General features: G+C 61.3%; 19 protein-coding genes. 6 read left to right on the top strand and 13 right to left on the bottom strand.

Annotation, left to right across the window (positions count from 1 at the left end; translation table 11 throughout):
• Positions 1-31: 31 nt before the first annotated feature.
• On the top strand, positions 32-1,453 hold the full coding sequence (locus tag ACEN93_RS15945; protein WP_039765236.1) for an aminotransferase-like domain-containing protein: 1,422 nt from the start codon (positions 32-34) through the stop codon (positions 1,451-1,453).
• Here ACEN93_RS15945 and ACEN93_RS15950 read toward each other — a convergent pair.
• The 8 genes from ACEN93_RS15950 to ACEN93_RS15985 all read right to left on the bottom strand — a co-directional run bounded on the left by ACEN93_RS15950 (position 1,450) and on the right by ACEN93_RS15985 (position 10,606).
• A complete protein-coding gene (locus tag ACEN93_RS15950) occupies positions 1,450-1,977 on the bottom strand; it encodes a hypothetical protein (RefSeq protein ID WP_039765235.1) in 528 nt (175 codons plus the stop codon). The genes ACEN93_RS15945 and ACEN93_RS15950 overlap by 4 nt on opposite strands.
• Positions 1,978-1,990: 13 nt before the next feature.
• On the bottom strand, positions 1,991-4,414 hold the full coding sequence (locus ACEN93_RS15955; RefSeq protein ID WP_495610254.1) for a fimbria/pilus outer membrane usher protein: 2,424 nt from the start codon (positions 4,412-4,414) through the stop codon (positions 1,991-1,993).
• Positions 4,414-5,124: a fimbria/pilus chaperone family protein gene (locus ACEN93_RS15960; RefSeq protein WP_495610255.1), complete on the bottom strand. Its 711-nt coding sequence runs from the start codon at positions 5,122-5,124 to the stop codon at positions 4,414-4,416. The genes ACEN93_RS15955 and ACEN93_RS15960 overlap by 1 nt, the downstream gene beginning before the upstream one ends.
• Positions 5,125-5,225: 101 nt before the next feature.
• A complete protein-coding gene (locus tag ACEN93_RS15965; protein WP_039765232.1) occupies positions 5,226-5,876 on the bottom strand; it encodes a DUF1120 domain-containing protein in 651 nt (216 codons plus the stop codon).
• A gap of 220 nt (positions 5,877-6,096) precedes the next feature.
• Complete coding sequence (locus tag ACEN93_RS15970; RefSeq protein ID WP_495610256.1) at positions 6,097-6,639, bottom strand: DUF1120 domain-containing protein; 543 nt, start codon at positions 6,637-6,639, stop codon at positions 6,097-6,099.
• 13 nt (positions 6,640-6,652) lie between these two features.
• Positions 6,653-9,076, bottom strand: a complete 2,424-nt coding sequence (locus ACEN93_RS15975; RefSeq protein WP_495610257.1) for a fimbria/pilus outer membrane usher protein — start codon at positions 9,074-9,076, stop codon at positions 6,653-6,655.
• Positions 9,076-9,870, bottom strand: coding sequence for a fimbria/pilus chaperone family protein (locus ACEN93_RS15980; protein WP_235375860.1), 795 nt, complete (start codon positions 9,868-9,870; stop codon positions 9,076-9,078). Before ACEN93_RS15980 ends, ACEN93_RS15975 begins: the two co-directional genes overlap by 1 nt.
• Positions 9,871-9,943: 73 nt before the next feature.
• Positions 9,944-10,606: a DUF1120 domain-containing protein gene (locus tag ACEN93_RS15985; RefSeq protein WP_039765227.1), complete on the bottom strand. Its 663-nt coding sequence runs from the start codon at positions 10,604-10,606 to the stop codon at positions 9,944-9,946.
• Positions 10,607-10,982: 376 nt separating this feature from the next.
• On the opposite strand from ACEN93_RS15985, the gene ACEN93_RS15990 reads away from it, so the two are divergent.
• Positions 10,983-12,518 (top strand): phospholipase D family protein, encoded by a 1,536-nt coding sequence (locus ACEN93_RS15990; protein WP_092163873.1) that lies wholly within the window; start codon positions 10,983-10,985, stop codon positions 12,516-12,518.
• 21 nt (positions 12,519-12,539) lie between these two features.
• Here ACEN93_RS15990 and ACEN93_RS15995 read toward each other — a convergent pair whose 3' ends face one another.
• Positions 12,540-13,685, bottom strand: coding sequence for an MFS transporter (locus ACEN93_RS15995; RefSeq protein WP_495610258.1), 1,146 nt, complete (start codon positions 13,683-13,685; stop codon positions 12,540-12,542).
• Positions 13,686-13,869: 184 nt separating this feature from the next.
• The gene (locus tag ACEN93_RS16000) at positions 13,870-15,363 is read right to left on the bottom strand and encodes an aldehyde dehydrogenase (RefSeq protein WP_414882427.1); all 1,494 of its coding nucleotides are present in this window, start codon (positions 15,361-15,363) and stop codon (positions 13,870-13,872) included.
• A gap of 235 nt (positions 15,364-15,598) precedes the next feature.
• On the opposite strand from ACEN93_RS16000, the gene ACEN93_RS16005 reads away from it, so the two are divergent.
• The 3 genes from ACEN93_RS16005 (at position 15,599) to ACEN93_RS16015 (ending at position 16,604) form a co-directional block, all read left to right on the top strand.
• Positions 15,599-15,961 (top strand): cupin domain-containing protein, encoded by a 363-nt coding sequence (locus ACEN93_RS16005; RefSeq protein WP_039765221.1) that lies wholly within the window; start codon positions 15,599-15,601, stop codon positions 15,959-15,961.
• An 84-nt stretch (positions 15,962-16,045) separates the two neighbouring features.
• Complete coding sequence (locus tag ACEN93_RS16010) at positions 16,046-16,246, top strand: hypothetical protein (RefSeq protein WP_039765219.1); 201 nt, start codon at positions 16,046-16,048, stop codon at positions 16,244-16,246.
• A 154-nt stretch (positions 16,247-16,400) separates the two neighbouring features.
• Complete coding sequence (locus ACEN93_RS16015) at positions 16,401-16,604, top strand: I78 family peptidase inhibitor (RefSeq protein WP_039765218.1); 204 nt, start codon at positions 16,401-16,403, stop codon at positions 16,602-16,604.
• A gap of 84 nt (positions 16,605-16,688) precedes the next feature.
• Here ACEN93_RS16015 and rpmG read toward each other — a convergent pair whose 3' ends face one another.
• Together rpmG and rpmB are read right to left on the bottom strand one after the other, a co-directional pair.
• Positions 16,689-16,844: a 50S ribosomal protein L33 gene (gene rpmG / locus ACEN93_RS16020; RefSeq protein WP_003177274.1), complete on the bottom strand. Its 156-nt coding sequence runs from the start codon at positions 16,842-16,844 to the stop codon at positions 16,689-16,691.
• 11 nt (positions 16,845-16,855) lie between these two features.
• Positions 16,856-17,089 carry a 50S ribosomal protein L28 gene (rpmB, locus tag ACEN93_RS16025; RefSeq protein ID WP_039765213.1) on the bottom strand — a complete coding sequence of 78 codons (234 nt, stop codon included), beginning with the start codon at positions 17,087-17,089 and terminating at the stop codon, positions 16,856-16,858.
• Positions 17,090-17,535: 446 nt separating this feature from the next.
• Here rpmB and ACEN93_RS16030 point away from each other — a divergent pair, with 446 nt between their 5' ends.
• On the top strand, positions 17,536-19,122 hold the full coding sequence (locus tag ACEN93_RS16030) for an ABC transporter substrate-binding protein (protein WP_103385867.1): 1,587 nt from the start codon (positions 17,536-17,538) through the stop codon (positions 19,120-19,122).
• Positions 19,123-19,254: 132 nt separating this feature from the next.
• On the opposite strand, the gene radC is transcribed toward ACEN93_RS16030, so the two are convergent.
• A complete protein-coding gene (radC, locus tag ACEN93_RS16035; RefSeq protein WP_039765208.1) occupies positions 19,255-19,929 on the bottom strand; it encodes a RadC family protein in 675 nt (224 codons plus the stop codon).
• Between the last annotated feature and the right edge of the window lie 133 nt (positions 19,930-20,062).

Below are 20,062 nucleotides of genomic sequence, written 5' to 3' on the forward strand. Positions count from 1 at the left end.
TTTAACGAATCATCTGCATCGAGGCAGTGCCATGACGCTCTATGTGAATCTCGCCGAACTGCTCGGCACCCGCATCGAACAAGGCTTCTACCGTCCTGGTGATCGCCTGCCGTCGGTGCGCGCCTTGAGCGTCGAACACGGGGTCAGCCTGAGCACGGTGCAGCAGGCCTATCGGATGCTGGAAGACAGCGGCCTGGCCACGCCGAAACCCAAGTCCGGGTACTTCGTGCCGGTCGGTCGCGAGTTGCCGGAACTGCCGGCGGTCGGGCGCCCGGCGCAACGACCGGTGGAAATTTCCCAGTGGGATCAGGTGCTGGAACTGATTCGCGCGGTACCGCGCAAGGACGTTGTGCAGCTCGGTCGCGGCATGCCGGACATCTCGTCACCGACCATGAAACCGCTGCTGCGCGGACTGGCCCGTATCAGCCGCCGTCAGGACATGCCCGGTCTGTATTACGACAACATCCACGGCACTCTCGAATTGCGTGAACAGATTGCCCGGCTGATGCTCGATTCCGGCTGCCAGTTGAGCGCCAGCGATCTGGTGGTCACCACCGGTTGCCACGAAGCGCTGTCCACCAGCATTCACGCAATCTGCGAACCCGGCGACATCGTTGCGGTGGACTCGCCAAGCTTTCACGGCGCGATGCAGACCCTCAAGGGGCTGGGCATGAAAGCCCTGGAAATCCCCACCGATCCGCTCACCGGCATCAGCCTCGAAGCGCTGGAACTGGCGCTGGAACAATGGCCGATCAAGGTCATCCAGCTCACGCCCAACTGCAACAACCCGCTTGGCTACATCATGCCGGAGTCGCGTAAACGCGCCCTGCTCAACCTGGCCCAGCGCTTCGACGTGGCGATCATCGAGGACGACGTGTATGGCGAACTGGCCTACACCTACCCGCGTCCGCGCACGATCAAATCCTTCGACGAAGACGGCCGTGTGCTGCTGTGCAGTTCGTTCTCCAAGACCCTGGCGCCGGGCCTGCGCATTGGCTGGGTCGCGCCCGGCCGCTATCTCGAGCGGGTGCTGCACATGAAATACATCAGCACTGGCTCCACGGCACCGCAACCGCAGATCGCCATCGCCGAATTTCTCAAGGCCGGGCACTTCGAACCGCATTTGCGGCGGATGCGCACGCAATACCAGCGCAATCGCGACGTGATGATCGATTGGGTGACGCGCTACTTCCCGGCCGGCACCCGCGCCAGCCGCCCGCAGGGCAGCTTCATGCTCTGGGTCGAACTGCCGGAAGGTTTCGATACGCTGAAACTGAATCGTGCGCTGCACGATCAGGGCGTACAGATTGCCGTCGGCAGCATCTTTTCCGCCTCGGGCAAATACCGCAATTGCCTGCGCATGAACTACGCGGCCAAACCCACAGCACTGATCGAAGAAGCGGTGCGCAAGGTTGGCGCGGCGGCGATCAAGCTGTTGGCCGAGGCCGATTAATCCACCATAAAGGCGCCCTGACCTTCAAACCGCACCGGATCGACGGGGCGGCTTGAGGCGTCATCGACCCGCGCATCCAGCTCCAGCTCCACTTCCAGCAGACTGCCCTGGATACCGGCGTCCGCCCGCCATGGAACAACGTGGATGCCCGGTCGCAGGAAATCACCTTCGACCGGTTGGCCGCTGTCCAGGCGCCAGTGCACCGCCGCACCGTCGACACGAGCAGCCACGATACGCAGTTGCAACGTGCCCGCCGCCCAACGGAAACGTTGCGGATCGGCGGGGGGCGCGACAAATGCCCAGCGCATCAAGCGCACGTCGGGACAGTGCACCCGCAAGTGCACGCTGCGCAGACCAAAGCCCGGGCCCCGGCCATCAAGCGCCGTGCGTTGCAGCAGGTCGGCGCGCGTTGCGCTACCCAGGTTCACGCTCGCGGGCGACAGACTCGACTGACACGTCTCGGCGCTGAACGCCTGTTGAAATACCAGACACGGCAACACGATCCAAACCGGCAGAAATTTCATCAGATGCACTCGTTCAGGACAGCTCGGCCGGCGCGCAGGTGGCATCGACCCGCTCGATGAGCGCGCTGTCTTCAGGGGATTCGGGAAGCGGGAAACGCAACACGCACCGCGTGTTGTCAGGGAGCTGCACATGCAGGCGCTGACCCGCTTTTGCGTCGGGCAGAAAAATCGTTCCGGCATCCTGGACCGTTGTCAGGTAGCGGCCCTGCTCATCGTGAACACTCAACCCCTTGGCCAGCCATTGCCGGTCGACGGTCATCGCATTCAGCAACAATCGCCGGACAGTGACGAGCGAGAAATCCAGATGCTGCACCGAACCACGGGCGGGCTGCACTTCCTTCACCCCGTCGAGCACTTCAACGTTGCGCGACAGGCTGAGCGGGTCGACTTCCAACCGTGCCGTCGACCAGGCCGGCAGGCTCGCCGCGACTGCGTGGCCCGAGCCATCGGTCCAGACCGGCCCTTGAGGCGTGTTCAGTTTCACGCCCGATCGATCACCGGCCTTGAGTACGCCGAAAGTGTCACGCAGGGGATAGGGCGACAACGTTGCGCCCTCGCGATGCAGCACCACACCACCGCGCAGCCCCACGTCGTAATCGGTCGCGCCGGATCGCCGACCGACGCCAACGTCCAGGCTGGTGTAGCGCGGCAGCGTATTGAAGCGCACGCCGTAACTGGCCGCAGTCTCATCGCGGTACTCCGCGTTGGCGCTGTAGGCCAGGTTTTCCGCCAGCACATCGCTGACGGCCACGCCCCGACGCAGGCCGGATCGATCATCACGGCGCAAATAGCCGCGCAGTCTTCGCTGGCCACCCAGCGCCATTCCCAGTGTCAGGTAAGCGGAATTGCCCAGGCGATCGGGCGCCGTATCGCCGATAGCACGTTCCAGGTTCAACGACAGGCTGATGCGCTCAGGCAATGTACGTGACCAGGACAGGCCAAGACGCGACTGCGACGGTTCACCCTGGGTCGAATATCGCGACCAGGTCGCTCCAAACGCGCCCCATTGATCCACCGAACCGGTGACAGAAAACACCAGGTGATCGCGACCGGGAGACTCAGCCCGGTGAAGCGCCTGATTCCAGCCGGTGTCTGACAGCGTGCGAAAATTCCGACTCTGGCGCACCGCAACCAGACTCGTCGACAGGTGCTCGGACAGCGGCGCACTAAGCGTCAGCTGCGTCTGGCTGCCTCCCGCGCCACTGGAGCGCTCATCGGACAGCACCTGCTTCACGCCCAGTGCGTAGCCGCCGGCCCATTGTCGTTGCAGGCCCCAGCCTGTCGACAGGTAGTCGGTTGCCGCGAGCACACCGGCGGTCAGACGGGTGGCCTGCCCCCAATCCCAATCCTTGCTGAACGCCGTGAAAGAAGGCGTCTGTCGGTCGTCCGAGCCCAGCCGTCGCACCGTGCCCAGCGCGAAGTTGAACCCGCTCGGCCCGGCCCATTGTGCTTCGTGGAGACTGGCCGCCGGCACGCGCAAGCGGCGCGCCTGTCCATCCTGCTCGTGCACAGTCACGTCCAGATCAATCTGATTGCTCAGCAGCGGCAGCGCTCGCAGCGTGAACGGTCCACTCGGCACCATGGTGGTGTAGATCATCACGCCGTTCTGCCGGACTTCGATGCGGGCCGGCGAATACGCGACACCTTCCACCTGCCCCCGCGCGCCGTCCTGCGCCGTGCGCAACAGGGTGAATGCCGCTTCCGGCAGGATCTGCACACCGTTGAATGGTTCACCGGCAAACAAGGTCGACGCGAGATTCAATTGCCCGACCTGCAGGCTGACTTCGGCGTCTTCCAGGGTTCGCGCACCGTAGGCATACAGGTGCTCGAACCGCGAGTTGCCGGAGGTCGACGTGTAAGACTGCCGACTGCGCAATACCCAATCCCCGGCGTTCACGCCGACCTCTGAGCCCAGGCTTTGAAACCTGTCGTGTTGGCCTTCATGCTGACTGCCGACCATCAACGCGTCGTAGTTGAAAACGCCGGCCATTCCGCCATGAGCGAAGTTGTTGGGCGTACGTTCCGGCAGCATCAGACGGTCGGTCGGTACCAGCAGATCAATCCGTTCGCGTCCCGGATCCAGATGCGCGACCGCTTCGGGAAATCCCTCCACCAACGTCGTGCACTGCTGCGGTCGCAACTTGGCCATCGAGGGTGGCGGGTGTACTCCGGCAGCGTTCAGCCATTGGGGTTGCAGGCACAATTCTCCGCGCTCGTTGAACGACACCCGCACACGGCCTCTGGCCTGTCCGTTGACCTCAAGCGCCACGGAATGCTCGCCTTGGGCGAAGCGCGGCGCCTCCCGAAAGTACGCCGCCAGCGCAGGGTCGATGCCGCGATCCCTCAACACTTGAGCGTCGAACTCCAGTGACTCGGCCGCCAGCACCGTGCCGTTGACCGCCAGCAGCAACACGCCCCAACGAACGCAGACCTTCATCAGCGAGTAACCGGCGCGTCGTAATGGTCGACCGCAAAGCCGTAGGTGGTGGCCGGAAAAATCCTCACTGCCATCGTCTGAGCCGAGGCGTGCAACGGGAAATCAACGTGCAGGCGCTCGCCGGGCAAGATGTAGGTCTTCGGCAGGTTAACCGAGCGGGTGCCCGGCAGAGGCACAATGGTTTTCGCCAGCCGAACCACATAGGGGCTCGGATTGACGACCTGCACACCAGCGGCATCTATTGACCAGGTCAGCCGTTTCCAGGGCTCGCGCTCCACCGGCAATCCGGCGGGGCGCAGAATCACCGGCAGGTTCTGACGGACACCGAGAGTGACCCGCGCTCCGGCGGCGTCACTGGCCGGCTGGATCCCCTCGAAGATCACCCGCTTCAGGCGTTCAGTCTTCAACGGTTGCTGACTTTGCAGAATGAATCGCACTTGCTGAATGCCGTCCGGTTCGACACGAGCGATGGGCGGGGTAAAGACCAGCAGTACATCGTCGCTGTCCTCGATATTCTCGACGGTGGTGTGCAGCAATGCGGGGCGCGTGTCGGTATTGCGCACATTCATCACCGCTTCACCCATGCCCTCCTCCACCAACAGCACCGGCGTCTGCGGAACCATTCCGGCGGCGTGGGCCAGCGGCACTGAAAGCCATGCGAACAGGCACAGCGCTGCAGTCTTGAGAGCAGACTTGAAAGAAATGAGCATCGGGATAATCCGTGGAATGCTGGATGCGGCCCGGCAAATGCCGGACCGCGCTCGCGTGTGCCAGCCGGTCCCGGTGCCTGAGAGACACCGGGACGCTGTCATCAGAGGTAGAACATGTCGAACGTCACGGAGCCGTCCAGCGGGATTTCGTTGGCAATCGGCAGGGCGTTGCTTGGGCCGATGATCGGCAGCAGGTGCATCGGGAAACCGTGATGACGAGCCGCAACCGGACCGGCCGCGGCATTGTCGCCCCACGAGTACAGTTGCGGCGCATTGCTGACCAGTGTGCTGGTCGGCACACGCCATGCCGGGGCCGCCAGCGTCCGGGTCAGCAGCGTCTGGGCATTGCCGTCGGTCTCCGGAATGCCATGGCGCAAGGCGAAACCACCAATAGGCGTACCGTTGATTTCGCCCAGCCCGAAAAACAGTGCCGGATCACTCTGACCGGCACCATCACTGATGCCGGGCAATTTGGTGCCGGCCCGGTTGTCACGCACCGACACTTCCACGGGGGCCGGTGCATCGCAATTGATGTGCAGGGACACATCGCGACCGGCCAACAGGGTCTGAGTGGTCGGATTCAACGTCGCCGCCGAAATCTTGCGCAGATCCACCGTGCCGCCACCGGCAAAGGCCGGAATGCAGGAGGTCGGAATAATGGTACCGATGACATTCAGGTCAACGCTTTCTGCCATTGCCCATGCTGGCAGCAACGCTGCAGCCAGTACCGCAAGACGGGATGTCTTTTTCATAAGCCGTAATCTTCCATTAAATGACTGTCCACTCCCTACAAACCTGGTATGTAAGTAAGCGGGCTGATGATTGCGGCTTATGAGAGATAAATCTGTAGGAAACGGGAGCGCTTAAACAGCGAAATCACGACTGGTTCAATAGGTAATTTGAGCTTGGTGGCGGGATCCTACGCTGCCGTGGCCCGATGCTTTGAACCGCCCTGTTTCCGGGGTCCGAGATTCAGTACGCCTGAAAGCGCAGATCGATCCCGAAGCGGGTCAGATCGGCAACTCGGGTCTGCGCTGACCCTACCCGCCCTTCAAGCTCCACTTCGACGTCCATGCGCTGACCTTCCAGTGCAACGCCCGCTCGCGCCGGAATCAGGCTTTGCCCGGCGGGCCAGACAGCCGCACCGGATGCCGCACCCGGTTCAAAACCGAGCCACTGCACAGCCTTGCCATCCACCCGGACAGCCACCACTTGAACCCTCAATACCCCGGCGCCAAAGCGATAGTCGACGGCGTCCGCTGCTGGCGCGACCAGGTCAAGTCGCAACGGTCCTGTCCGTTCACACTGAACGGTGATCTGTACCCGTCGGCGCCCGAAACTCAACTGGTCATACTCTATGGGCTGTTGCAGCAACTGACCGCGCGTCATCGCTCCAAAATCGACGGAAGGCTGCCCCAGCCTGACTGCACAGTCCGACTGCGCCTGTGCCTGATCGGCAATAAATGCGGTACTGAGCAATGCCAGACCGATCATGCCGGTTTTCAAATGCTGCATGGTGACTGACTCCTTAAACCGCTTGGCAGGTGGCTTGTGCCGTTTCGTACAGCGACTGCGTGTCGGGTTGTTCGTCGATGCTGTAGATCAACCGGCAGCGACTGCCATCGGGCAGCACCACATGCAAAATCGTGTCGGGCAGGACATCGGGCAAAAAGATCGTGCCGGCTTCCAGCACGTTAGTGATGTACTGTCCCTGCGCGTCGAAAACCGCTCCACCCTTGCTCAGAAGCACGTTGTCGGCGGTGCGCGCCTGTAACAGCAGGCGCCGCGCAGTGACCATCTCGAATGCAAGGTGCGCTACCGCACCACGCCCGGCTTCGACTTCCTGGTAAGCGTTGTGCACATCGACATTGCGCCCCAGGCTGGCCGTGTCGAGTTCGACCCGTCCCTTGCTGTACGCCGGCAGACTCGCCGCCACGGCGTGCCCGGCATAATCGGTCCAGACCGGGCCGCGCGGGGTGTTGAGCTTGACTCCCGCACTGTCGCCGGCCTTGAGCAAGGCGAAGGTTTCGCGCAGCGGATAAGGCGACAGGGTCACGCCTTCACCATGCAGTAACGCACCGCCGCGCAGACCGATGTCATAGTTCTGGTTACCGGCTCCGCTGCGCGAATAGCCCATGTCCATCTGACTGTAGCGGGGCAACAGATTGACCCGCCCGTTGAATCCGGCGCCACCTTCATCCGGTCGCTCGGCGCCGATGCTGTAAGCCAGGGTGTCGCTCAGTTGTTCATTGAATCGCAGGCCGCTGCGAGTGCCGCCCGCGTCGTCGTTGCGCACATAGCTGCGCAACGTCTGCCGGACACCTAACGGCAGACTGACACTCAGATAGGCTGCCGTACCGCGAGCATCGTTCGAATCCCCCGCGACATCGCGCTCAACCGTAAATGTCACACTGGCTCGCCGAATGCTCTGCGACCAGGCCAGGGCGACTCTTGAAGTGGCCGTCCCGTCAAACAGGGAGAACCGCGAATAGCTGGCGGAAAAACCACCGAACAGCGGGCTGCTGGTGCTGAGATTCGCCGTCAGTTGATTGCGCATTCGCTGAAACGGCTGATCATTGTGCGAGTCCCAGGTGGTATCCGAGAGTGTGCGAAACCCCTGAGTCTGCCGGGTCAGCGCAACACTCGCCGACAGCCTTTCACTCAGAGGACCGCTGGCCGTCCATTGCAACTGAGTGCCGGATGCAGCCTGATCCTGCGCCCGGGAAACCAACTGCCGGCCCCCCAGTACCAGTCGATTGCCGACGCTGCCCTGCATCGCCCAGCCCACCGACTCATAACCTGTACCGAGCATGGCGCCGGCCGTGACCTGCCCACGCTGGCCCAGCCGCCAGTCCTTGCTGGCAGCCGCGAAGGACGGCGCATCACGATCATCATCGGCATAGCGTCGCACTTGGCCGACCGCCAGCCCATAACCGGCCGCCCGCCCCGTCATTGCGCCTCGCAACTGCGTCGCCGGCACAATGAAGCGCCGCTGCTGCCCGTCCTCTTCATGCACCGTCACTTCCAGATCCACGCTCTGACTGAGCAACGGCAAACCGACCAGGGTGAACGGGCCGCCGGGCACCACCGTGGTGTAGATCAGCGCACCGTTCTGCGTAACTTCGATTCGGGCGGCGGAATAGGCAATCCCTTCTACCCGCGCACCGGAGCTGTCATCGTCCAGCGCCATCAGGGCCAGTTCCGGCTGCACCTGAAAGCCGTTGAAGGCCTCGCCGGAAAACAACGGGGAAGCCATGTTCAACTGACCCAATTGCAGGTTGACCCGATAGCGCTCCGAGGTGTGCGAGGCATAGGCATACAGGTGCTCGAGGCGATCCTGACCGGCGAAATCGCTGTACACCTGACGACTGCGAAACGACCAATCCGCAGCATTCAGCCCAAGCTCGGTATTCAGATTGCGGAACTGCGAGGACTGGCCGGCGAACCGACTGCCAAGCAGCAAGGCGTCGTAGTTGAACAGGCCTGCCGCGCCCCCGTTGAGGAAACTGCGGCGAACCGGGCGATCTGGCATCAGCGCATCGGTGGGCACCAGCAGTGCGACATGCCCCTGCGAGGGATCGGTTTGCACTACCGCGTCAGGAACGTACTGACCGAACGGCACACATCCCGGTCCACCCGCCGACTCGATTCGAGTGGTGGCTCTGATGCCGCCCCTTTCCAGCAGTGACGGCGTGAAACACAACTCGCCTTCGGCATCGAATACGACCTGCACCCGCCCCTTGGGAACGCCGTTGACCGACAGGGCTACCGCCTGCTCGCCCTCGCGAAAGCGCGGCGCCTGGCTGAAGTACTCGGCCAGACGCGGGTCCAACCCGCGGGATTTCAGGACATCCTGATTGAACTGCACGGATACACGCTCGGTGCTTCTGGCGATCGGAGCGGCACTCAGAATGATCATCAGCGCCGCGCCGGCCAGACAATGTCGCTGCATCAATCCGCCACCAACGGAGCGTCGAAATGCGCAATGGCGAAACCGTACGTAGTGACTGGAAACAGTCGCACCTGGAGCTGTGAACGGCTCGATTCAGCCGTCCCGCTCAGGGTCAGCTGCTCGCCAGGCAACACATAGGTACGCCCCAGATCCATCTCTTTGCCACCAGGCAACAACATCACCGAATGACCCAGCCGCACCACATACGGGCTTGGATTGCGGACCTTTATCTCGGAGCCTTGTCGTAGCCAGACCAAATGCTTCCAGGGCTCACGGTCGATCGGCAATTTCGCCGGACGCAGGATCGCCGGGATGTTCTGGCGCACGCTCAGGTTGACCTGCGCCTTGCCCGTCGCATCCTGCGGCGCGATGCCTTCGAACACCACCCGCTTGAGACGCTCGGTCTTCAGCGGTGCGGCGCTGCGCAAAATGAATCGCACGCGCTGTGTGGCCCCGGGCTCGACCCGGGCGACCGGCGGCGTCAGAAGAAGCAAGGGTTCGGTGTCTTGCGGCACGTCCTCGACAGAGGTGTGCAACAGCGCCGGATGGGGCTCGCTGTTGAACACATTGATCCCCGCCTCGCCCAGTCCTTCGTCGAGCACCAATACCGGCGTTTCGGGAACCATCCCCGCCGCCCGGAGCTGGCCGGGCTCCCATAAAACCACCAACAGCACACTCATGATGGCGCTGCGCATGAAGCCGTTCATGTCGTTGTCCACAGACAAGCGCGCAGCCGGCAGCACCGCCAGGCCACGAGCCAGCCGATCAGGTTGATAGGAAATGACAGGCCACACAAAGGCCGAGCCTGTCGGCAGTCACTGCAAAACCCTGTTGCGCCTCAAACCCGGCACAACCACCCGCATTCCCTCAGAGGTAAAGCAACTCGAACGTAGCCGACCCGTTGAGTGCGAACTCGGAGGTGATCGGCAGGCTCGACGACGGGCCGATGACGGGAACCAGGGTCATGGGGAACGTGTGGACAATGCCCGGCGTCGGACCTGCCGCCAGCGAAGCACCCCACGAGTACCGAAGGTTGCCGCCTTCGGCGTTTTTCCCGACCAGCGTTGCCGTTTCGGGAGAGTCCCAGTTGGCCATGTCGCCCTGCTTGTACATGACCATCGACGGCTGACCGTCGACGGTGGGTGTGCCGAACCGCAGGCCGTAGCCACCGATCTTCGCCCCGGCCACTTCACCGATCCCGTAAATGTACATGGCCCAGTCGTAGCCATCGATGACAATCCCGGGCCGCTGCGTATGAGACTGATTGTCATGCACTTTGATCGCCATGGGGGCGGCTGCGGAGCAACTGACGCTCAGCGTGATGTTGCGGTTCTGCAGTTCGGTCTGGCGATCCCGGTTCAGCGAACCGGCGGAAATGTCTCCCAGATCAACGGTATTGCCGCCGGCGAAGGCCGGTGTACAGGAGGTCGGAACAATGGTGCCCGTGATCGTCAGATCCGCGCTGTCGGCCATGACCCAGGCCGGTGACAGGGCGCTTGCGACAGCAATTGCACGAAAGGTCTTGCGCATGAAAATTCTCACTCCATAAGAATCGAAAGATGACAGCCAGCTGCGCTTCTTCTGCTGTAAAACAGGAAACTTCCTGCCTCAAAATCAGCGTTGTCATTATTCCAATTGTTTCCCGGCAGCGATGTAAGGCGACGGCGCGATTCGCACGGGAAAAATCGCTGCAAGGCGTAGCTGATGTGAGCCGGAAAAATCGTCAATTCGTTTAAGAACTCTCGCTTGCCCGACAGTCATAAGCTACAAGCCGCTCTGGTCCAGGGCTCGGATTGACTGACCGTCGAACGGATAACACGCTGCGTACGCCGTGCCATACTCCTGACCTCGCCCACACCCGGAACGATCCGACTTGAGCTCAAGACATTCCCTGCCATTTGCACTGATGTTCGTCCTGCTGCTCGCCGGGTGCGCCTCACTGGATGTTCCACGAGAACCCAGCCAGACCCTGCCAGCCAACGGATCGGCATTCGGCCGTTCCATCCAGGCCCAGGCGGCGCCCTACAAGGGCCAGTCCGGCTTTCGCCTGCTGTCCAACAGTACCGAAGCCTTTACCGCCCGCGCCGAGCTGATCCGCAACGCCCAAAGCAGTCTCGACTTGCAGTACTACATCGTCCATGACGGCATCAGCACCCGAATGCTGGTGGAAGAATTGTTGAAGGCTGCCGACCGTGGCGTGCGGGTGCGGATCCTGCTGGACGACACCACCAGCGACGGTCTCGACCTCATCATCGCCACACTGGCGGCGCATCCACAGATCCAGATCCGTCTGTTCAATCCGCTGCACCTGGGGCGCAGCACCGGCGTGACCCGTGCGGCCGGGCGGCTGTTCAACCTGTCGCTGCAACATCGGCGCATGCACAACAAGTTGTGGCTGGCGGACAACAGTGTGGCCATCGTCGGCGGGCGCAATCTGGGCGATGAATACTTCGATGCCGAGCCCAACCTGAACTTCACCGACATCGACATGCTCAGTGTCGGGCCGGTCGCCGAACAGCTCGGGCACAGTTTCGACCAGTACTGGAACAGTGCCCTGAGCAAGCCGATCGACGAATTCCTCTCCAGCAAACCCACGGCCAAAGACCTGCAGAACACCCGCACGCGCCTGGAAGAATCCCTGGAAGAGACCCGCAAACAGAATCACGCGCTGTATCAGCAGTTGATGACTTACCGCACCGCTCCGCGCATGGACGTCTGGCGCCGGGAGCTGATCTGGGCCTGGAATCAGGCGTTGTGGGATGCGCCGAGCAAGGTGCTGGCCAAGGGCGAGCCCGATTCGCAGCTGCTGCTGACCACACAACTGGCGCCGGAGCTCACCGGTGTCAGCAAAGAACTGGTGATGATTTCTGCCTACTTCGTGCCGGGACAACCGGGGCTGGTCTACCTGACCGGCCGCGCCGATGCGGGCGTGTCGGTAAGCCTGCTGACCAACTCGCTGGAAGCCACCGACGTGCCGGCGGTGCACGGCGGTTATGCGCCGTATCGCAAGGCGTTGCTGGAACATGGCGTGAAGCTGTTTGAGCTGCGGCGCCAGCCTGGGGATAACGACGGCAGCGGCCCGCACCTGTTTTACAGCAAGTCCTATCGCGGCTCGGATTCGAGCCTGCACAGCAAGGCGATGATCTTCGACGGCAAAAAATCGTTCATCGGCTCGTTCAATTTCGACCCGCGCTCGGTGCTGTGGAACACCGAAGTCGGGGTGCTGGTAGACAGCCCCGAACTGGCGGCGCACGTGCGCGAACTGGCCTTGCAGGGCATGGCGCCGGCGCTCAGCTACGAAGCGAAACTGCAGGACGGAAAAGTGGTGTGGGTCACCGAGGACAATGGCCAGATGCACACGCTGACCAAGGAGCCCGGCAACTGGTGGCGGCGCTTCAATGCGTGGTTCAGCACCACGGTGGGACTGGAGCGGATGCTGTAGCAACCCGCTCCAGCCGCCTCATCAAGCGGGCTCCGGCACCTTGCCGAACGCCCCTTGTCGCGACAGCAGAATCACCAGCCCGAACGCGCCGGCCGCCATCAGCCACGGCAACGCATGTCCGCTGATCCACTGGCTGCCCGCGCCCGCCATCAACGGGCCGATCAGACAACCGACACCCCACAGCTGCGCGACATGCGCATTGGCGCGCACCAGCGCATCGTCGCGGTAACGCTCGCCAATCAGAATCAGCGAAAGCGTGAACAGACCACCGGCACTGGCGCCGAACAGCACCCACAGCGGCCAGATCAGCAAGGTGTCGAGCAGCATCGGGATCGCCAGGCTCGACAGCATCAGCACCACGGCGCAGCTGGTGAACAGGGTCCGTCGCGACAGGTAGTCGGCCAATGCACCGATGGGCAATTGCAGCAGCGCATCGCCCACCACCACGGTGCTGACCATCGCCAGCGCAATCTCTGCGGTGAACCCCTGTTGCAGGCAATACACCGGCAACAGCGTCAGGATCATCGCTTCGAATGCGGCGAACAAAGACACCGCCCAGGCGATGGCCGGCAGTTCGCGAGCGAAGCCCCACAGATCGCCGAAGGTCACGCTGCTGGCCTCGCTGCTCGGCGCACCGCTGCGGCCCAGCAGCAGAAGCGGCGATACGATCAACAGGCCAACACCGACCCAGAAACCATAATCGTGATCAGTGCCCAGCGCGCCCAACAGCAACGGACCGGACAGTTGGCTCAACGCGTAACTACTGCCGTACAGCGCCACCAGTCGTCCACGCCACTGCTCGACCACCAGCTGATTGATCCAGCTCTCGCCAAGGATGAAGACGATGGTCAGAGCCACGCCGATCATCAGCCGCAACACCAGCCAGATCGGGTAACTCGGCAGCAGCGCCAGCAGGCCGATGGACAGCGCCCCGGCCCACAGGCACAGGCGCATCAGGTTAGCCGTGCCGAAGCGCGCGGCCAGATGACTGGAAACCTTCGCCCCCAGCAACACGCCAATGGCCGGCATCGCCGCCATCACGCCGATGGCGAACGAGCCGTAACCCCAGCCCTCCAGGCGCAACGACACCAGCGGCATGCTGACACCAAGGGCCAGGCCAACACTCAAGACAGACGCCAACACGGCGAAATACGTCGCCCAACGCATGGTCCACGCTCCTGTGGATAATTTTTATTCACACAAAACCAATGTGGGAGCGAGCCTGCTCGCGATAGCGGTGTCACATTCAACATTGATGTCGACTGTCACACCGCTATCGCGAGCAGGCTCGCTCCCACAGGGATCTCTGTTCGATTCGGGAGCCTGATTCACTCAGGCTCCCGTCAACGGTTTACAGCTTGATCCAGGTCGCCTTCAGCTCGGTGTATTTGTCGAACGCGTGCAGCGACTTGTCGCGGCCGTTGCCCGACTGCTTGAAGCCGCCAAACGGTGCGGTCATGTCGCCGCCATCGTACTGATTGACCCACACGCTGCCGGCCCGCAGTGCCTTGGCGGTCAGGTGCGCCTTGGAAATGTCCCGAGTCCAGACTGCCGCCGCCAGGCCGTAAGGCGTGTCGTTGGCGATGCTGATCGCTTCCTCGGCGGTATCGAAGGCGATAACCGACAGCACCGGGCCGAAGATCTCTTCCTGGGCAATCTTCATCGCGTTGCTCACGCCGTCGAAAATCGTCGGCTCGACATAAGTACCACCGGTTTCCTGAAGAATGCGCTTGCCGCCGGCCACCAGTTTGGCGCCGTCGGTGTGGCCCGACTCGATGTAGGACAGCACGGTATTCATCTGCTGGGTGTCGACCAGCGCACCAACGTTGGTGGCCGGATCCAGCGGATTACCCGGTTTCCAGGTTTTCAGCGCCTCGATCACCATCGGCAGGAATTTGTCCTTGATCGAACGCTCGACCAGCAGACGGGAACCGGCGGTGCAGACTTCGCCCTGGTTGAAGGCGATGGCGCTGGCGGCGGATTCGGCAGCGGCTTGCAGATCCGGCGCATCGGCAAACACGATGTTCGGGCTCTTGCCGCCGGCTTCCAGCCAGACGCGCTTCATGTTCGATTCGCCGGAGTAGATCATCAGCTGCTTGGCGATCTTGGTGGAGCCGGTGAACACCAGGGTATCGACGTCGTTATGCAGCGCGAGCGCCTTGCCGACGGTGTGACCGTAACCCGGCAGCACGTTCAGCACGCCCTTCGGAATGCCGGCCTCGACTGCCAGTTCGGCGATGCGGATGGCGGTCAGCGGGGATTTTTCCGACGGTTTGAGGATCACCGAGTTACCGGTCGACAACGCCGGCCCGAGTTTCCAACAGGCCATCATCAGCGGGAAGTTCCACGGCACGATGGCCCCGACCACGCCAACCGGCTCACGGGTTACCAGACCCAGTTGATCGTGCGGGGTGGCGGCAACTTCGTCGTAGATCTTGTCGATCGCCTCACCGCTCCAGCTCAGCGCTTGCGCGGCACCCGGCACGTCGATGTACAGCGAATCGCTGATCGGTTTGCCCATGTCGAGGGTTTCGAGCAGGGCCAGTTCTTCGGCGTGCTGCTTGAGCAGGCCGGCGAAACGGATCATGGTGGCTTTGCGTTTGGTCGGCGCCAGGCGCGACCAGACGCCGGAGTTGAACGTGGCGCGGGCGTTTTCCACGGCGCGGTGGGCGTCTTCGGCATCACAGCTGGCAATCTTGCCCAGCAGACGGCCATCGACCGGGCTGATGCACTCGAAGGTCTCGCCGGAGACGGCATCGGTGTACTCGCCATTGAGGAAGGCGCGGCCTTCGATCTTCAGGTCGCGGGCGCGTTGTTCCCAGTCGGCACGAGTCAGGGTGGTCATTCGAGTGTCCTCCTCTTGTTCAATACGAGCGCCGCGATCGTCGCGGTCGTTCTCGGGAATACTGCCCGGCCAGCCTGCTTTTCGGCCCAAGGCATCCGCCACCCTAAACCAGCGGCCGGGGTTGTTTCAATATATTTGACATAAGGCGGTTATAGCGCCTTGCGGCGTTCAATTTAATCAACATAGACTTTGGCCCTTTCAAGCCACCGCGCCGTCATCACGGGAGAAAACAACAATGAACATCCAGAACGTCGTCGACATCAGCCTGACCACAACCGAAGCCGAACGCTATCGCCCGGACCCGGCCAAAGTGCTCAAGGGCGATCCCGAGCAGGCGGTGTTCAATCAGTACGACAGCCCTTGCGGGCAAATGGGTGTCGGCGTGTGGGAAGGTGCGGTCGGGCAGTGGACGGTGAATTACACCGAGCACGAATACTGCGAAATCCTGCAGGGCGTTTCGGTATTGCGTGACAACGATGGGAACGCCAAGACTCTGCGTGTCGGCGACCGCTTCGTGATTCCGGCCGGTTTCCGTGGCACCTGGGAAGTGCTGGAGGCTTGTCGCAAGGTCTATGTGATCTTCGAAGCAAAAAAATAACTAAGTAGTGCATGACCAGGCGTTGAGGGATTGAAAATCGGGTCGTCCATAAGGACGTCTCAATCATGCATAAGGAGATGCAGCGTGATCCACATTGAAATCTTCAACAAAATTCACCACTTGATCGGCACGCCGTACGTGGAGTCGGTAGAAGTCTACATCGCCGAGCTGACCGGCTTTCGTGTCGAAAAGCAAAGGTTAGTAGACAATGCCATGAAGAAGTATCAGCTCGTGCAAATCGTCACTCGTGACGACAAGATCGTGTGGTTTGAAATCTTCAAATGATGATCAGAGGTTGAAGCCCCCCCCCTGCAACAAGGCCTGCACAGCAATGTGGGGGCCTTGTTGCACATAAATATATACCGCACCGGGCACCTGCCCAGACGGAGTACTGAATGGCCCGGACGGACTCGACATTCAATCAAAAGGATTAAAGAACATGACCAATGAACAGGTCCTGCAACAAATTCGACATTTGGCAGGCAGCCGCTATGTAGTGAGCGTCAAACGTTACATCACCGAGTTGACCGGCCGCATGCAAGTGATTGGCCCCAGGGATCTGATGAGTCGCGAGTTGAATCCTGAGCGTATAGTCATCAGGGTCAATAAGGCAGGCAATATCGAATCATTCAGCTTTGGCTAAACGGCTGGCAAATCTATATTCGAAGGCACAAAAAAGGCCCGTATCGTGAGATACGGGCCTTTTTCGTAAGTCGGGAAAAATCAATTACTTGATTTTGCCTTCCTTGTAGATCACGTGCTTGCGAACAACCGGATCATATTTCTTGATCTCGATTTTGTCCGGAGTAGTGCGCTTGTTCTTGTCGGTAGTGTAGAAGTGACCAGTACCGGCGCTCGAAATCAAACGAATCAATTCACGCATGATTAGCTCCCTTAGATCTTGCCAGCTTTGCGGAGTTCGGCCAGCACGACAGTGATGCCACGCTTGTCGATGATACGCATGCCTTTGGCAGATACGCGCAGACGCACGAAACGTTTCTCTTCTTCAACCCAGAAGCGGTGATGCTGCAGGTTCGGCAGGAAACGACGACGGGTTTTGTTGTTTGCGTGGGAAATGTTGTTCCCAGTCACCGGACCCTTACCGGTAACTTGACATACTCTAGACATGCCTCAGCCCTCTAAAACCACATGCCCAACCCGGCATGGGTTGGCCGCTTAATCTCTAGTCATTGTGGCGCCAGGCGCCGCGATTCTTTAGAGGTCTTACCGGCTACACCTACAAGCGAAGGAACCGGGCCCCTAGAAAAGAGCGCTGCTTTATACCAGAAAGACCACGGAGCAACAACTTTCCGTGCGCAAAGAATGGCTAAAAAGCCGCTTTTCCCGGCCGCAAGCGCCTTGGGCAAAGGCTGCCGGCAATTTTTACCATTCGTCGAAGAAAATCGGCCATGCCCGCAATCGAGACTTTTCCTACCGTCTGTTCCGACAAATCCTCAGCCGCGCAGCTCCGAAAATGCAAAAAGGGGATAGTCATTTGCAATCGCGACCACTAGGGTAGGCCTTTTCCAGACTGCACTTGCAGATGGGCCTTCGATCTGTAAAGGAAGCCGACCATGCGCCTCGCTGCCCTCCCCCTGCTCTTCGCCCCGCTGTTACTGAGTCCACTGGCCCAGGCCGCCGCCCTGAGCGTCTGCACCGAGGCCAGCCCCGAGGGCTTCGACGTGGTGCAGTACAACTCGCTGACCACCACCAACGCATCGGCCGACGTGCTGATGAATCGCCTGGTGGACTTCGACACCGCCAGCGGCAAGGTGGTCCCGAGCCTGGCCGCCAGCTGGGAAGTCAGCACTGACGGCCTGACCTACGTCTTCAAGCTGCACCCGCAGGTGAAGTTCCACACCACCGACTACTTCAAGCCGACCCGCGAGCTGACTGCCGAAGACGTCAAATTCAGTTTCGACCGCATGCTCGACCCGGCCAACCCGTGGCACAAAGTCGCCCAGAGCGGCTTCCCGCACGCCCAGTCGATGCAGTTGCCGAGCCTGATCAAGAAGATCGACGCACTGGATCCGCTGACCGTGCGCTTCACTCTCGATCATCCGGACTCGACGTTCCTCGCGACCCTGAGCATGGGCTTCGCCTCGATTTATTCTGCTGAATACGCCGACAAGCTGTTGAAGGCCGGCGCCACCGACAAGCTCAACAGCCAGCCGGTCGGCACCGGGCCGTTCGTCTTCACCCGGTTCCAGAAAGACGCCTCGATCCGCTACAAGGCCAACCCGGATTACTTCCGCGGCAAACCTGCGGTGGACCCACTGATCTTCGCCATCACCCCGGACGCCAACGTGCGGCTGCAAAAGCTGCGGCGCAACGAGTGCCAGATTGCCCTGTCGCCAAAACCACTGGACGTACAGGCTGCCAAGCAAGAGCCGACGCTGAAAGTCGAAAAGACTGACGCGTTCATGACTGCTTTCGTAGGCATCAACAGCCAGCATCCGCCCTTGGACAAACCGGAAGTGCGTCAGGCGATCAACCTCGCCTTCGACAAGGCCAACTACCTGAAAGCCGTGTTCGAGGACACCGCCGAAGCCGCCAACGGCCCGTACCCGCCGAACACCTGGAGCTACGCGAAGAACCTGCCGGGTTACGCCCACGACGTGAACAAGGCCAAGGCCCTGCTGGCCAAGGCCGGATTGAAGGACGGTTTCCAGACCACCATCTGGACGCGCCCGTCCGGCAGCCTGCTCAACCCGAACCCGAGCCTCGGCGCGCAGCTCCTGCAATCGGATCTGGCAGAAATCGGCATTCAAGCGGAAATCCGCGTGATCGAATGGGGCGAACTGATCCGTCGCGCCAAGGCTGGCGAACATGACTTGCTGTTCATGGGCTGGGCCGGCGACAACGGTGACCCGGACAACTTCCTCACGCCGCAGTTTTCCTGCGCGGCGGTCAAATCCGGCACCAACTTCGCCCGCTACTGCAATGCCGACCTGGACAAGCTGATCAGCGCCGGCAAGACCACCAGCGAACAAGGCGTACGCACCAAGCTGTATGAGCAGGCGCAGGCGCAGATCCAGCAGCAGGCGCTGTGGCTGCCGCTGGCTCATCCGACGGCATATGCGCTGACGCGTAAGGACGTGCAGGGTTACTCGGTGAGCCCGTTTGGGCGGCAGGATTACTCCAGGGTCACCCTGAAGTAATCCGCCACAACACAAAACCTGTGGGAGCTGGCTTGCCAGCGATAGCGGACTGACAGACAACATTGTGCTGAATGTGCCGCCGTCATCGCTTGCAAGCCAGCTCCCACAGGGTTTTGCATTCTCCCTTCGGAGCTACATCCAGCCGCACTCAGCCATCGACAACGGTTCACCATCGCCAACGATGAAGTGATCCAGCACCCGCACGTCGATCAGCTCCAAAGCCTTCTGCAAACGCTTGGTCAATAATCGATCAGCCTGACTCGGATCGCTGTTCCCCGACGGATGGTTGTGGCACAGGATCACCGCCGCCGCGTTGTTGGCCAGCGAACGCTTCACGACTTCCCGGGGGTGCACGGCCGTGTTGTCGATGGAGCCGCGAAACAGCGTCTCGAAGGTCAGCACCTGATGTTTGGAATCCAGAAACAGGCAACCGAACACCTCGTGCGGCTCGTGGCGCAGCATGGCCTTGAGGTAATCACGCACGACCTGCGGGTTTTCCAGCGCCGTTTTCTGGCGCATGCGCTCGGCCAAGTGTCGCCGCCCCATCTCCAACACGGCCTGCAATTGAGCAAATTTCGCCGGGCCCAGGCCCAGTTGCTCGCTGAACGCCCCGAGGTCAGCCTCCAGCAACGCTCGCAGGCTGCCGAACTGATTCAACAAGTGTCGCGCCAGATCCACCGCACTTTTGCCGGATACCCCGGTGCGCAGAAAAATCGCCAGCAACTCGGCATCGGAAAGACTTCCCGAGCCCTGCTCCAACAGCTTCTCCCGCGGCCTTTCCGCCGCCGGCCAATCGCGAATACTCATACACCTTCCTTGTCTGTGGGCGCCGCTGTTCCGTAGCGGTCGCTGTGATATCGTAGCCCATCTTTTTTGCGGGCGAATTCACCCTGGGGAGGGGGTTCGCCACGTATGTCACCAACGAAATGAAAGGCAGACC

This window comes from Pseudomonas sp. Pseusp21 (assembly GCF_059492145.1).

Excerpts from the sequence above, each read along its gene's own strand:
- ACEN93_RS15945 (WP_039765236.1), top strand. The coding sequence starts at position 32 with ATGACGCTCTATGTGAATCTCGCCGAACTGCTCGGCACCCGCATCGAA.
- ACEN93_RS15950 (WP_039765235.1), bottom strand. The coding sequence starts at position 1,977 with ATGAAATTTCTGCCGGTTTGGATCGTGTTGCCGTGTCTGGTATTTCAA.
- ACEN93_RS15955 (WP_495610254.1), bottom strand. The coding sequence starts at position 4,414 with ATGAAGGTCTGCGTTCGTTGGGGCGTGTTGCTGCTGGCGGTCAACGGC.
- ACEN93_RS15960 (WP_495610255.1), bottom strand. The coding sequence starts at position 5,124 with ATGCTCATTTCTTTCAAGTCTGCTCTCAAGACTGCAGCGCTGTGCCTG.
- ACEN93_RS15965 (WP_039765232.1), bottom strand. The coding sequence starts at position 5,876 with ATGAAAAAGACATCCCGTCTTGCGGTACTGGCTGCAGCGTTGCTGCCA.
- ACEN93_RS15970 (WP_495610256.1), bottom strand. The coding sequence starts at position 6,639 with ATGCAGCATTTGAAAACCGGCATGATCGGTCTGGCATTGCTCAGTACC.
- ACEN93_RS15975 (WP_495610257.1), bottom strand. The coding sequence starts at position 9,076 with ATGCAGCGACATTGTCTGGCCGGCGCGGCGCTGATGATCATTCTGAGT.
- ACEN93_RS15985 (WP_039765227.1), bottom strand. The coding sequence starts at position 10,606 with ATGCGCAAGACCTTTCGTGCAATTGCTGTCGCAAGCGCCCTGTCACCG.
- ACEN93_RS15990 (WP_092163873.1), top strand. The coding sequence starts at position 10,983 with ATGTTCGTCCTGCTGCTCGCCGGGTGCGCCTCACTGGATGTTCCACGA.
- ACEN93_RS15995 (WP_495610258.1), bottom strand. The coding sequence starts at position 13,685 with ATGCGTTGGGCGACGTATTTCGCCGTGTTGGCGTCTGTCTTGAGTGTT.
- ACEN93_RS16000 (WP_414882427.1), bottom strand. The coding sequence starts at position 15,363 with ATGACCACCCTGACTCGTGCCGACTGGGAACAACGCGCCCGCGACCTG.
- ACEN93_RS16005 (WP_039765221.1), top strand. The coding sequence starts at position 15,599 with ATGAACATCCAGAACGTCGTCGACATCAGCCTGACCACAACCGAAGCC.
- ACEN93_RS16015 (WP_039765218.1), top strand. The coding sequence starts at position 16,401 with ATGACCAATGAACAGGTCCTGCAACAAATTCGACATTTGGCAGGCAGC.
- rpmG (WP_003177274.1), bottom strand. The coding sequence starts at position 16,844 with ATGCGTGAATTGATTCGTTTGATTTCGAGCGCCGGTACTGGTCACTTC.
- rpmB (WP_039765213.1), bottom strand. The coding sequence starts at position 17,089 with ATGTCTAGAGTATGTCAAGTTACCGGTAAGGGTCCGGTGACTGGGAAC.
- ACEN93_RS16030 (WP_103385867.1), top strand. The coding sequence starts at position 17,536 with ATGCGCCTCGCTGCCCTCCCCCTGCTCTTCGCCCCGCTGTTACTGAGT.
- radC (WP_039765208.1), bottom strand. The coding sequence starts at position 19,929 with ATGAGTATTCGCGATTGGCCGGCGGCGGAAAGGCCGCGGGAGAAGCTG.